The 12,738-nt window shown below is 55.5% G+C and carries 14 protein-coding genes; 7 read left to right on the forward strand and 7 right to left on the reverse strand.

Going from position 1 to position 12,738, the window contains the following annotated elements:
* Window positions 1-33 precede the first annotated feature (33 nt).
* A complete protein-coding gene (locus tag ABD842_RS09965; protein ID WP_019948259.1) occupies window positions 34-255 on the reverse strand; it encodes a DUF2795 domain-containing protein in 222 nt (73 codons plus the stop codon).
* Between the two features lie 139 nt (window positions 256-394).
* Window positions 395-1,714: a DUF349 domain-containing protein gene (locus ABD842_RS09970; RefSeq protein ID WP_345113061.1), complete on the reverse strand. Its 1,320-nt coding sequence runs from the start codon at window positions 1,712-1,714 to the stop codon at window positions 395-397.
* A gap of 471 nt (window positions 1,715-2,185) precedes the next feature.
* Between ABD842_RS09970 and ettA the strand changes: the two genes are divergently transcribed.
* Window positions 2,186-3,850, forward strand: a complete 1,665-nt coding sequence (gene ettA / locus ABD842_RS09975; RefSeq protein ID WP_345113063.1) for an energy-dependent translational throttle protein EttA — start codon at window positions 2,186-2,188, stop codon at window positions 3,848-3,850.
* An 85-nt stretch (window positions 3,851-3,935) separates the two neighbouring features.
* Here the strand turns inward: ettA and ABD842_RS09980 are convergent, their stop codons facing one another.
* From ABD842_RS09980 to ABD842_RS09990, 3 genes are all read right to left on the reverse strand, one after another.
* Window positions 3,936-4,154 (reverse strand): hypothetical protein, encoded by a 219-nt coding sequence (locus tag ABD842_RS09980; protein ID WP_345113065.1) that lies wholly within the window; start codon window positions 4,152-4,154, stop codon window positions 3,936-3,938.
* Between the two features lie 103 nt (window positions 4,155-4,257).
* Window positions 4,258-4,650 carry a DoxX family protein gene (locus ABD842_RS09985; protein ID WP_345113067.1) on the reverse strand — a complete coding sequence of 131 codons (393 nt, stop codon included), beginning with the start codon at window positions 4,648-4,650 and terminating at the stop codon, window positions 4,258-4,260.
* Between the two features lie 233 nt (window positions 4,651-4,883).
* Window positions 4,884-5,312: a VOC family protein gene (locus tag ABD842_RS09990; protein WP_345113069.1), complete on the reverse strand. Its 429-nt coding sequence runs from the start codon at window positions 5,310-5,312 to the stop codon at window positions 4,884-4,886.
* 190 nt (window positions 5,313-5,502) lie between these two features.
* On the opposite strand from ABD842_RS09990, the gene ABD842_RS09995 reads away from it, so the two are divergent.
* The 6 genes from ABD842_RS09995 to ABD842_RS10020 all read left to right on the forward strand — a co-directional run bounded on the left by ABD842_RS09995 (window position 5,503) and on the right by ABD842_RS10020 (window position 10,973).
* Window positions 5,503-6,498, forward strand: coding sequence for a GlxA family transcriptional regulator (locus tag ABD842_RS09995; protein WP_345113071.1), 996 nt, complete (start codon window positions 5,503-5,505; stop codon window positions 6,496-6,498).
* A 115-nt stretch (window positions 6,499-6,613) separates the two neighbouring features.
* Window positions 6,614-7,681, forward strand: a complete 1,068-nt coding sequence (locus ABD842_RS10000; protein WP_345113073.1) for a Fic family protein — start codon at window positions 6,614-6,616, stop codon at window positions 7,679-7,681.
* Between the two features lie 135 nt (window positions 7,682-7,816).
* On the forward strand, window positions 7,817-8,074 hold the full coding sequence (locus ABD842_RS10005; RefSeq protein ID WP_345113075.1) for a hypothetical protein: 258 nt from the start codon (window positions 7,817-7,819) through the stop codon (window positions 8,072-8,074).
* Window positions 8,075-8,124: 50 nt separating this feature from the next.
* Complete coding sequence (locus ABD842_RS10010) at window positions 8,125-9,264, forward strand: HNH endonuclease (RefSeq protein WP_345113078.1); 1,140 nt, start codon at window positions 8,125-8,127, stop codon at window positions 9,262-9,264.
* The gene (locus ABD842_RS10015; protein WP_345113080.1) at window positions 9,251-9,754 is read left to right on the forward strand and encodes a phosphorothioated DNA-binding restriction endonuclease family protein; all 504 of its coding nucleotides are present in this window, start codon (window positions 9,251-9,253) and stop codon (window positions 9,752-9,754) included. Before ABD842_RS10010 ends, ABD842_RS10015 begins: the two co-directional genes overlap by 14 nt.
* 70 nt (window positions 9,755-9,824) lie before the next feature.
* On the forward strand, window positions 9,825-10,973 hold the full coding sequence (locus ABD842_RS10020; RefSeq protein ID WP_345113082.1) for a cysteine desulfurase family protein: 1,149 nt from the start codon (window positions 9,825-9,827) through the stop codon (window positions 10,971-10,973).
* A gap of 3 nt (window positions 10,974-10,976) precedes the next feature.
* Here ABD842_RS10020 and ABD842_RS10025 read toward each other — a convergent pair whose 3' ends face one another.
* A complete protein-coding gene (locus ABD842_RS10025; RefSeq protein WP_345113084.1) occupies window positions 10,977-12,170 on the reverse strand; it encodes a DGQHR domain-containing protein in 1,194 nt (397 codons plus the stop codon).
* Window positions 12,167-12,730, reverse strand: coding sequence for a hypothetical protein (locus ABD842_RS10030; RefSeq protein ID WP_345113086.1), 564 nt, complete (start codon window positions 12,728-12,730; stop codon window positions 12,167-12,169). Before ABD842_RS10030 ends, ABD842_RS10025 begins: the two co-directional genes overlap by 4 nt.
* Window positions 12,731-12,738 lie beyond the last annotated feature (8 nt).

A 12,738-nucleotide genomic window follows, 5' to 3' on the forward strand; every position in this document is an offset into this window, starting at 1 on the left:
CTACGTTCTAAAGTCTGGGTTCTGAGCGCTACTCTAGTACTCGTCCTCGTTGAACATGAAGTCTTCTTTGGTCGGGTAATCGGGCCAAACTTCTTCGATGTTCTCGTAAGGCTGGCCGTCGTCTTCCAGCGCCTGCAGGTTCTCTACCACTTCCATCGGGGCACCCGAGCGGATAGAGTAGTCAATCAATTCATCCTTGGTGGCAGGCCAGGGAGCATCTTCCAAATACGAAGCGAGTTCCAGAGTCCAATACATAGTCGTGGGTGCTACAAAAAAAAGGTGGGCAAAAGTAGTGGTTTCAAGCCAATTATCCCGCAATGGTTTCCGGATAGAACCCAATAGACGAGCCAGGGTTGCGTCAGCAGGACAACGTAAATACCGGGTGAATGTTGGCTTAAACGCTCAGACGCTGATTTAACAGGTCAATCAGCTCATTTTTGGTGCGCGTTTTCCGCTCAAAAGCCCGGATTTTACCCTGCAGCATGGTCCGGAAAGTTTCGTTACCGGGCGAGTCGCTGAGCTTGCCCAGGTTCTCTTCCAGCACGCTTTGCTCCTGCTGGTCGTACTTGATGAACTCGCGCAGGGCCTGAATCCGGGTGTTTACCTGCTCTTCGGGCGTGCCGGCGCTGGTGCCCGCCGTGGCGTGGCGCTTGCGCACGAAGTGCTCCAGGGCGCTCATCTCAAAGACCTTGTCGCAGGCCAGGATAAACTGCTCCCACACCCGGTCCGACTCCTCGCCGCGCACGGGCCCCACTTTTTTCCAGGCGGCCTGCAGCTCTTTGGCCTTGGTCACGGCCTCGTTCATGGGGCGGTTGAGCAGGGCTTCGGCATCGGCGACGAGGGCGCGCTTTTTGGCCAGGTTATCGTTGCCGCTGCTGCCCGCGCCCACGTCGGAGTCGGTGCGGGGCTTGGTGCTGATGTGCTCCTTGAGGCGCTCGAAGAAGTGGTTGTGGGCGGCCCGGAAGCGCGTCCACAGCTCGTTGGCCTGCTTGCGGGGCAGCGAGCCGCCCACCTCGCGCCAGTCGAGCTGCAGCTGCTTGAGCTTCTTGGTAGTTTCGTCGAAATCGGGCGAGTTCTGCAGGCCTTCCGACTTATGAATCAGCTCCTTGTACTTGTCGTACACGCGGTTGGTCATGGCCTTCTTCTCGGCCATAAACTCCTTTTTGCGCAGGAAAAAATCCTCTACCGCGGCGTGGAAGCGCGTTTCCAGCTCGTCGGTCAGCTGCTTGTCGACGGGGCCGGTTTTGATCCAGCCCTGGCGCAGGTCCTTGAGCTTCTCCCCGGATTCCTGCCAGTCGATGGTGTCGCGCAGGGCTTCGACCTCGGTGATGAGGCTGATTTTGGTGGCCAGGTTTTTCTCGCGGTTGCGGGCAATGGTGACCTTGATGGCTTCTTCCGCATCGGTCAGGCGGCGGTGGATGGCCGCGAAGTCGCCCAGCCCGTCGTAGGTGGCAATCTGGTCTTTCAGGTGCAGGGCCTTCATCAGGAAAGAGCCCTTGTTCTCGGACTCGTCCATCTTCTGCAGCAGCTCGTCGACCTTGCCGCGAAACGCCTCGAAGCGCTGGGCGAAATACTGCAGCGCGGCGTCATCAGTCTCTTTTACCAGCCCGACCTGCCGGGCCGGCAGGTCCATAAAGGGCTGTAGCCACACTTGGTCGGCCTCGATATAGCCATAACGGCGGGCCTCGGCCAGTAGGTGGTCATGTTGTTCCATATAGCGAAGGCGCGGGTGACGCCGAAAGAACCAGGTGGTCGGAAAGGAAAATCAGAGCGGAATGCTTTACAAGTTTACGGCATGGCCGGCAAATAAGCTGCCCGCGCGGTTTGGGGTGGTCAGGGCTGAGCTTGCGGGCAAGGGCAGCGACGCGGAGCCGAGTGCTGCCAACGTAAGAAAAAGCGGCCGGGTTGGGTTGCCGCGGCGGCGGTAAGCAGTTTGTGCTCAGCAGGAAACCGGGGGCTCTGCGTAAGCGCGGGCCGGCGACGTCCGGCAGGCAGCGGGCAGAAGAATAACGGAGAAGGAGCCGGAATACGGGGGCTTTTTCGGTTAATTACCTGAAATTTGGAGCCGCCCGGCCGTTGGTCAGCCCGTCAGGAACCTACCCGAGACGGCCTAACAGCAACAGAATCAGCTTTAAATCGGCCTTTTTTTACTTTTCTTCCGAATCCCCAGCCCAAGCCCCCGCCCATGAGCGACCAGACGATTATCTTTTCGATGGCCGGCGTGACGAAAGTCTACCCGCCGCAGAAAACAGTGCTTAAAAATATCTACCTCTCGTTTTTCTACGGCGCCAAAATCGGGGTGCTGGGTCTGAACGGCTCGGGTAAGTCGTCGCTGCTCAAGGTTATTGCCGGCGTCGACAAGCAGATTCAGGGCGACGTGGTTTTCTCCCCGGGCTACTCGGTGGGCTACCTGGAGCAGGAGCCCCAGCTCGACCCGGCCAAGACGGTGCTCGAAGTAGTGCAGGAGGGCGTGGCCGAAACGGTGGCCCTGCTCAGGGAGTTCGACGAAATCAACGAGGCCTTCGGGGCCGAAGACGCCGACTTCGACAAGCTGCTCGACCGGCAGGGCACGGTGCAGGAACGCCTCGATCAGCTCGATGCCTGGAACCTCGACTCCAAGCTGGAGCGGGCCATGGACGCGCTGCGCACTCCCGAAGGCGACGCCATCATCGGCAACCTCTCGGGCGGCGAGAAGCGCCGCGTGGCCTTGTGCCGCCTGCTGCTGCAGGAGCCCGACGTGCTGCTGCTCGACGAGCCCACCAACCACCTCGACGCCGAATCGGTGCTCTGGCTCGAGCAGCATCTGCAGCAGTACAAGGGCACCGTGATAGCCGTGACCCACGACCGGTACTTCCTCGACAACGTGGCGGGCTGGATTCTGGAGCTGGACCGCGGCGAGGGTATTCCGTGGAAGGGCAACTACTCCTCGTGGCTGGAGCAGAAGTCGAACCGCCTGGCCCAGGAAGAGAAAACCGAGAGCAAGCGCCAGAAAACCCTGGCCCGGGAGCTGGAGTGGGTGCGCATGTCGCCCAAGGCGCGGCAGGCCAAGAGCAAGGCCCGCGTGGCCGGCTACGACAAGCTGGTGAGCGAGGAAGCCAAGGAGAAGGAGCAGCGCCTGGAGCTGTTCATCCCCGACGGGCCGCGCCTGGGCGGGCAGGTGATTGAAGCCCACGGCATCACCAAGGCCTTCGGCGACAAGCTGCTGTTTCAGAATCTGAGCTTCGCGCTGCCCCAGGGCGGTATCGTGGGCATCATCGGGCCCAACGGCGCGGGCAAGTCCACGCTGTTCCGCCTCATCACCGAGCAGCTCCAGCCCGACGCGGGCAGCTTCGAAGTCGGCCCTACGGTGCAGTACGCCTACGTAGACCAGCAGCACGACACGCTGGACCCGAACAAGTCGGTATTCGAAACCATTTCGGGCGGCACCGAAACCATGCTGCTGGCCGGCCGGCCGGTGAATGCGCGCTCCTACGTGGGCAACTTCAACTTCCGCGGCGGCGACCAGGAAAAGAAAGTCGGCAGCCTCTCGGGCGGGGAGCGAAACCGCGTCCACCTGGCTACCACGCTCAAGCAGGGCGCCAACCTGCTGCTGCTCGATGAGCCCACCAACGACCTGGACATCAACGCTATCCGGGCCCTGGAAGACGCGCTGGAAAACTTTGCCGGCTGCGCCGTCATCATCAGCCACGACCGGTGGTTCCTCGACCGGCTGGCCACGCACATCCTGGCCTTCGAAGGCGACTCGGAAGTGGTCTGGTTCGAGGGCAACTTCTCCGACTACGAGGAAGCCAAGAAAAAGCGCCTCGGCGACGTGGAGCCCAAGCGCGTGCGGTACCGCAAGCTGGGCTAAGCCCGGACGTTGCCCGGACACCCAAACGCCAATCAGCCCCCGGAAGCAGTTCCGGGGGCTGATTGGCGTTTGGGCAACGTCCGGGCTAATCGGGCAGTACTTCGGCGTGAAACCCGGCGTCCCGCAGCAGCCTGATCAGGCAGGAGGGCAGCACAAACCCGCTGGCGCACTCCACCCGCAGAATATTGTCGCAGTCTTCGAGGTCGAAGTTGGCGCGGTACTCCGCAAACGTGGCGTGAATCCGGTCCAGCAGGCGTTGGGCGTGGCCGGGAGCCGTGACGTTGGTTTTAAAGACTTCGACCATAGCGCGGGCAGACTGGGGGTGGCACTGGGCAACAGGAGCAGCGAAGCCGGGGGAGCAGGCAGGCCGTGACAGGCGGCGGCCGGCGGAGGAAAGGGCCATCGACTCAGGCCAGATGGGGCGCGGCAAACTCCGGGGCCTCTGCCCGGCGCCGGTTGAAATAGCAGGAGGCGGCAATCAGGGCAAATCCAATAAGCAGGGGCAGCCAGCTGCTGACCGGGTCGCCCACGGCCAGGCCCGAATACAGGGCCCCGCTCAGATCGAACACGAAGCCGGCGTAGGCCCACTCGCGCAGGCGGGGAAAGCCGGGCACCAGGATGGCTGCTACGCCCAGCAGCTTGGCCACGCCCAGAAACGGCGACAGGTAGGCCGGGTAGCCCAGATGCTGCAGGCCGGCCAGGGCTTCGGGCACGCTCAGCAGGTTGGTGATACCCGACAGCGTCATCAGCGCGGCGAGCAGGCCGGTGAAAATCCAGTAGCGCAGGTTGGTCTTTTTCATGACGCAGGAAAAAAAGTTAGAATGAAGGAGCTACCAGCCCATCAGGCCGTCATGCGGAGCCTAGGGCGCATCAAGCCAGGGACCGAAGCAGCTCGCGGGCTGATGTTGGCTTACTAATCAGACGTCAGCCCGCGAGATGCTTCGGCAAGCTCAGCATGACAATACCTCTACAACGACGCCAGGCGGGATTCCTCGACTTCGCTCGGAATGACGTTCGGGAATTGTTTCCCGGGCTACTGCCGGGCGGGCTGGGGCTTGTCGTAGTTCAGCATCCAGTCGATGCCGAACCGGTCGGCGAGCATCCCGAAGGTGGCGCCCCAAAACGTGTCCTGTAGCGCCATCGTGACGGTGCCGTCGGCCGAGAGCAGGCTAAACAGGTGCTGGATTTCCTCGGGGCTGTGGCAATTGATGGACAGGGAAACCATATCGCCCTTGGCCGCGGGCCCCAGGCCCGAGTCGGAGGCCATCAGCACCAGGTCGGCGGTGGTCAGCATGGAGTGCAGCACGTTCTGGAGGGCGTCGGGCGCTACGTGCTCGGCGGCGGGCGTGCCCGCGATGCTCTGCACCATCAGCTCGCCGCCGAGGCATTGCTGGTAGAAGGTCATGGCTTCGCGGCAGTTGCCGTTAAAGGTCAGGTAGGGGGTGAGGCGGGGCGTGTTCATGAAGTTTGAAGAAAGGGAAGGTGAATTTTTGGATGGGGTAAGCCCGCGGCTGCTGCCAACGAGTGTAGTAATCGGGGCGTGAAGCAGCTTTGAATGCCAACAAAATTAGCAATATTTGGGGCGGGTAGCAGGGGCTATTCCGACCAATTCCGGGTTGATTCCGACAACGCCAGGTAGTAGGTTTAGAAAGATGAAGCACATCACCATTCTCGTTCCGCGGGGTGCCATTCTGGGCAGCATCGAAGGCCCCCGCCTGGTGTTTTCCGAGGTCAACGCCTTGCTCGGGCGCCTGGGCCGCCCGCCGCTGTTCCACCTCGAGCTGGTGGGGCTGGCCCACGAAACGCCGGTGTGCGGGGGCCTGTACGCGGTGTATACCCCGCTGCTGCTGGCCGACGTGGCCCGCACCGATCTGGTTATCATCCCGGCCGTAGATGGCGACCTGACGCTGGCCCTGGAGCGCAACGCGGAGTTTAGTCCCTGGATTCTGGGGCAGCATGCCCGGGGGGCGGAAGTCGCCAGCCTGTGCGTGGGCGCCTTTTTGCTGGCCGCGACGGGCCTGCTCAACGGCCGGCAGTGCACCACCCACTGGGCCGCCGCCGCCGACTTTCGCCGCATGTTTCCGGCCGTGGAGCTGGTCGAGGACCGGCTGGTTACCGATGCGCACGGCATCTATTCCAGCGGCGGGGCCTTTTCCTACCTGAACCTGGTGCTGTATCTGGTCGAGAAATTTGCCGGCCGGGAAATGGCCGTTACCTGCGCCAAGGTGTTTCAGATCGATATCGAGCGGGTGAGCCAGTCGGCCTTTATCGTGTTCAACGGGCAGAAAGAGCACGGCGACGAGCCGATTAAAAAGGCCCAGGGGTACATCGAGGACAACTACCAGGAAAAGATAACCGTGGATCAGCTGGCCGAAATGCTGGCCCTGGGGCGACGCAATCTGGAGCGGCGCTTCAAGAAGGCTACCGCCAACTCCGTGGTCGAGTACATTCAGCGCGTCAAGATTGAGGCCGCCAAAAACAGCCTGGAATCGTCGCGGGAGAACGTGAGTGAGGTGATGTACCAGGTGGGCTATACCGACCCCAAGGCCTTCCGCTCGACGTTTAAGCGCCTCACCGGCCTGTCGCCGAAGCAGTACCGCGACAAGTACCAGCGGGAGGCTGTGGTAGGAGGGATTTTGGGGCGGTAACCGAAAAGCATATGTAAAGAGAAGCGCTGGTTTCTTTACATATCTTGCAGCATCTGATAAGTAAATTGCAGTTTGCTTATCAGATGCTATTCCCCTCTCCCTGGCTTACCTTATTATGCCGACCCCCCTGTGGCAGCCTGCTGACTTGCCTCCTCTCGAAGAACTGGAAACGCGGGCAGTGCTGAAAAAGCTGCCGGCGGCCCGTAGCGCCCTGGCGGAGCTAAAAGGCATTTCCAAGACGATTCCCAACGAGAGTATTCTGCTTAATACGCTGCCGTTGCAGGAAGCCAAGGATAGCTCAGCGGTGGAAAATATCATCACCACGCACGATGAACTGTTCAAAGCGGCTTTGCAGACGGAAGGAATAAAGTCGCAGGCTGCCAAGGAGGTAAGTGATTATGCTGCCGCCCTGCGCCTGGGGTTTGAGCTGGTGCAGCAGTACGGCTTTTTGAGTATAAATCATCTGACCCGTATTCAGGCGGAACTGGAGCAGAATAGCGGCGGCTACCGACGCTTGCCGGGCACTACCCTGATGAACCAGAAGGGTGAGGTGGTCTATACGCCGCCCCAGAATTCGGCTGAGATTCTGCGCCTGATGAGCAATCTGGAAGCCTACCTCAATGATGATACCCTCAGTGATGCCGACCCACTGGTCAAGATGGCCGTGCTGCACTTGCAGTTCAAAAGTATTCACCCGTTCTATGACGGCAACGGTCGTACCGGCCGCATCCTGAACATTCTGTACCTGGTGCTCAAAGGCCTGCTCGATATCCCGGTGCTGTACCTGAGCCGCTACCTTATCCGCTACAAAGCCGACTATTACCATCACCTCCAACAGGTGCGCGACACGGGCAACTGGGAGCCCTGGCTGCTGTATATGCTTGACGGGGTGGAGCAGACTTCCCGCGAAACGATTACCCTGATTGGGGAGATGCGCGAGCTGATGCAGCAAACCAAGCAGCAGCTCCGCACTTACCGCTTCTATAGCCAGGACTTGCTCAACAACTTGTTTCGGCACCCTTACACCCGTATCGAGTTTGTGCAGCAGGAGTTGAAGGTAAGCCGCATCACGGCCGCCAGCTACCTCAACCAGCTGGCGAGAGATGGAGTACTGCAAAAGCAGAAGCTAGGCGTAGCCAACTATTACATAAACCAGCCCTTATTCGACCTGCTGGCTCGCTAAGGCGGCTTTCCTGTCAAACGACTACGGCTGCTTGCGGTAGAGCATCTGAAGCTGTCGGCACGGCGGGCGTGGTGGCCGCAGGAGAAGGGCCAAGCAGTTTAGCCAAGTGGGCCGGCGGCTTATCTTGCGCCCTGCATGACCGACCTGTCCGCCTACCTCACCCGTTTCCGCAAGCTCAAAACCAGCCGCCTCGGCGGGCAGGAAGCGCCCTACAAGCCGGCCCTGCTGCTGGCCGTGCTCGAAGGCATCGAAGACGGCAGCATGCTAAACAACCAGATCATCATCACGCCCGAGCTGCTGGCCGCCTTTCAGAGCAACTGCCGCGACCTGAGCCTGTCGGGCCGGTTCCGGGCCAACAACTTCGCTTTGATTGCAGAGAGCATTATGATTTAGCTTTGAGCTTCCAATTTAGAGGAGGCATAATCAACTAAACGATAAAGCAAATGACCGTATCAATAGAAGTTCTCGAAAGGAAATATTCAGAGTTCAAAGAATTTATTGAGAAGATGGATAAGCAGCCTTTGACGACTTTTAAAGCATCAAAGTTCCTAAGCAGAGAAGAAGGCTATAAAGATTCTATCTACAAAGAAGCGCAGCAAAATTTGGGTAGCACGCATTGGAAGAGTGCTGATGTCGGGCAGGGAGAAATTCAGAAAAAAGTAGATTCTGCAATACTGAAGACCGTTAAACATGATGGCAAAACAGTAAACAACAATCTTGTCGTATGGAGCAATAAGGGGAAATTGAGAAATTTGACGGCTGGGAAAGAGCTTGATGAAACTCTGTATAATATGTATACAGGTAAAGTTGCTGATGAAGTGTCATTTGGTAGGCTGCATACCATGGGGCTCAACTATCAGTTTATTGCTTACCTGTTTTTTATAAAAGAGCAGAATAAATTCACGCCGATTTCACAGGAGAAATTTGATAAGATATTCGAATTGATAGGACTTTCTGACTTCAAGACCAGCCGCAATATCTCCTGGGAGAATTACAGTGCGTTTCTCGACATCATCAAGCAGGTTCAACGATTCCTGAAAACGAAGGACAAAGCCACTACACTGCTTGATGCCCATTCCTTTCTCTGGGTTTTGGGTAATCAGATGCAGGAAGAAGCTGTCCAAGTACCCGTTAGCAATGCTATGCCGGACACATCTGTGGCTCCGGAGCAAAAAAGAGAAGTGCCTGCCGTAGTGACAGAAGAGGTTTCTTCTGAGGTTGAAGCACCTGTTATCGCGGAAGAAGATGAAGCGCGGGCATTTCCGGAAGGAGAAATAAAGTATTGCCTTCACAGAAAAAGGGAGCGGAATCGTGAGCTGGTCAAGGCAGTAAAAGAACGAGCATTTCAAACGGATGCGAAGCTGTGCTGCCAAGCTTGTGGCTTTTCGTTTCTTGACAAATACGGGGTTCTAGGCGAAGGCTTCATCGAAGCGCACCATCTGTTTCCTATTTCCCAACTGACTGAAGCAACTCCTACCAGGCTGGATGACCTGGCGCTGGTGTGCTCCAACTGCCACCGCATGTTGCACCGCCGCCGACCCTGGCTGACGCTGGAGGACCTGAAGCAACTTGTGCAAGGATAGCAGGACGCTATTCGTCCGCCAGAAACTGCCTGCCAGCTATTCCAACATGCTCCTCAACTACGTCGAAGTATTCCGGTCACTGAATGTAAACGCCACCGCTAAGCTTGGCCCCAAGCCATACAAGCCCGCGTTGCTCCTGGCCGTCATAGCGGAAATTGAGGCCGGGCGCATCCGGAACAACCAGATTATCATCACCCCGGAGCTGATAGCTTCGTTTCGGGAATACCGGCAGAAGCTCGGGGCCACCTCCGGTTTCCAAGTCCGCAACTTCATCTACCCGTTCTTTCACTTGAGGGGCGAAGGGTTCTGGCGCTTGCAGGAAAAGCCGGGAATGAAACTGCCCGAAACATCGGCGAGCTACGTGGGCGGTCTGAAGCAATTGCAGGACACTGTTGCTTACGCCCGGCTGGATCTGAACCTGTGGCACCTGCTCCAGCAGGAGAAGACCAGAATCATCCTGCGCAATGAGTTGCTGGCCAAATACGGCTGAAGTAAAAGGCAAGTGGTAAGTCAGTGGTTATAGCAGGCGTAGGTATCTTTACCCAACCAAAGCCGCCGCTATGATTTACCTCGACAACAACGCCACGACCCGCCTCGACCCGCGCGTGCTGGAAGCCATGATGCCCTTCCTCACCGACGAGTACGCCAACGCCGCCAGCACTCACCCTTTCGGCCTGCGGGCGCACGAAGCCGTGAAGCTGGCGCGGCAGCAGATGGCGCAGTTGCTGGGCTGCGAACCCCAGGAATTTATTTTCACGTCGGGCGCTACTGAGGCCATCAACCTGGCCATGAAGGGCGTGGCGGAAAGCTACTCCAGCCGGGGCCGGCACATCATCACGGTGCAAACCGAGCACAGCGCCGTGCTCGACGTGTGCCGCTTCCTCGAAACTCAAGGCTGCGAAGTGACTTACCTGGCGGTACAGCCCGACGGCCTACTCGACCTGGCCACCGTGCAGCAAGCCCTGCGCCCCGATACCATCCTGGTATCGGTAATGCTGGTGAACAACGAAACCGGCGTCATTCAGCCCATCCAGGAAATTGCGGTGCTGGCCCATGCGGCTGGGGCGTTATTTATGACCGATGCCACTCAGGCCGTAGGCAAAATGCCGATTGATGTAGAAGCGCTGGGCATCGACTTGCTCACCTGCTCGGGCCACAAGCTGTATGGCCCCAAGGGCGTGGGTGGCCTCTACGTACGCCAGCGCAAACCGCGCCGGGTGAAGCTGGCGGCCCTGTTGCACGGCGGCGGCCACGAGCGGGGCTGGCGCAGCGGCACCCTCAACGTGCCCGGCATCGTGGGGCTGGGCCACGCCGCCGAACTGTGCCGCCAAAGCATGAAAGAGGAAGCAGCCCGCATCGGGGCGCTACGTAATGAACTGGAAGCAGGCCTACTTGCCATTCCTGGTACCCGAGTGAACGGAAACCGCGAGCACCGCTTCTACAACACCACCAATATTCTCTTCGAGGGCTGTGACTCCGACGCCATGATTATGGGCTTGGAAGGTATTGCTGTTTCCAATGGCTCAGCTTGTACGGCCGCTTCGGTTGACCCGTCGCATGTGTTGCTGTCAATGGGTATGGACGAAACAGAAGCGTTTTCGTGTTTACGGTTTAGTTTAGGACGTTTTAATTCGCCAGAAATGCTTGTAGACGTTATAGATAGTGCACAAGATATAATAAGTCGCTTGCGCGGATATATTCTCGCATAAGCCTTACGCATTAAACCTGTCTACTAACTCTTTTACTCCTTTGCTGCTTAAGGGAATATTATCAAATTTGATATGCCCCAAAGATTCCAACTGTTTAGAAAAGAATGCTTCCGACAGGTCTTGCTCTTCTACACCTTGACTAATTAGCTTACTCATTAATTTGATTAATGCTGTGAACCCAATAGTTTTTTTCAAAACAGAGTTCGTGCTATCCCAGTCATAAGCAAAAACTTTGCTCACTGACTTAAAGAAGTTTAGTATGACCTTAAAAACAATCTCATCTTTTTCATTGACAAAATATTTTCTGAGAGGCGGAGTAGTTCTGCTAAACTCTGTAGCTTCAGTTAGCTTTTGGCCTTTGCGTGATAAATCCTTATCCGCTTCGGCTTGCCTTGCATTCCCACTAATCAATTTAATTATGGTTTTTGCAACAGTGCTTTGTGTGACGAGGCCATTGTAACGTTCATTAGCCTTGCCTAGAATCTTAATAGTCTTATTTAAAGGCGAGTCCTTTGTTTCATTCAATAGTTTTACCGTTTGCCGTGCAACTGTATATGGACTCCTTGTGTCAGAAATGCCAAATAATTCATAAACCAACGATGGTGTGACACGTGTTTGCTTACCATTTATTGTTGCAAATATTTCAGCTTGTTCTGAAATCATTTGGTCCAAGAAGATTGTAACTGGCAAATCAAAAATAATAGAGCTGTCCTGACTATTAAATCCTGACATGCGGTGCTGTCCATCTATTACTTGCGCTACACCTTCTTCATATGGAACCAGTAGAACTGGACTAGTTTCATTGAAGCTGGCTGAATAACCATCCAAAGCCGAAAACTCTGATTTAATAATACTGTCTTTGGTCAAATCTATTTGTAAGTCGTAGGTTAAAACAACCTCTTCAACCAAGACTTTCTCATATGGAATATTCAAAATAATTGCCGTAGGAAAATTAGCGTCTGATGTTTTAATATAAGTTGCTATATCTTCTTCCCTTGATTTGGAAACCTCGCGTTGAATTCCTGAGTAAATTTCTTTTCCATCATCATCATAGCCCACGAAGATTCTTTGCTTGTTTATAGCGATTTTTTTTAAGTGCTGCCAAGGCATCGATGTAGAATACAGACTGCCAATAGGCTGCTCAACCTTATTGCATCTCAAGACCAAGTACTGTCGACCTGCTAATTCTTTAATCATAACTTGATGCCATCAGTGGTTTGAGTTACTTCCTCTGCTTTTTCTGCAATTTTTTTTGCTTGCCTGTTTTTTTTGAATTCCTCAACTTCAGTATAAATTGCGTTTTTGTGAAAATAAAAATATGTTCCTATGATGAAAGTAATAAACAAAATAACTCCAGATATCCACTCAATTACAGTAATAAACACCCAGCTTCTATTAAGTGTAAGCTGGCATTCTATAAAAACGTATAGAATAAATAAGTACAGTAAAAAAAGCACAAGGTTAATCAGAATATTTCTCTTCTTTGCATCTTCGTCCTCAAAGTCAAATATAAGAATGAAGTAGGTGCAAAGTATCCCAGCACATAGCGTTAACATACTGCCGTCACCATAGAACGCTCTTTTCGAACTTTCTTCAAGTTTTAATGCGACCCATATGTAAGGCACAACAGGCAATATAAACGTTATGATTATAAAAGCCATCATTTCCTTTTTCTTACTTGCGAACAAGTATTGATAGAAACTGAAAAAGTAGGTGAAGTTTACAATAGGGGCTTTTTCTGGTAAATCTGAATTCATATTTTCTG

This window comes from Hymenobacter algoricola, assembly GCF_039539525.1.
GTDB lineage: Bacteria > Bacteroidota > Bacteroidia > Cytophagales > Hymenobacteraceae > Hymenobacter > Hymenobacter algoricola.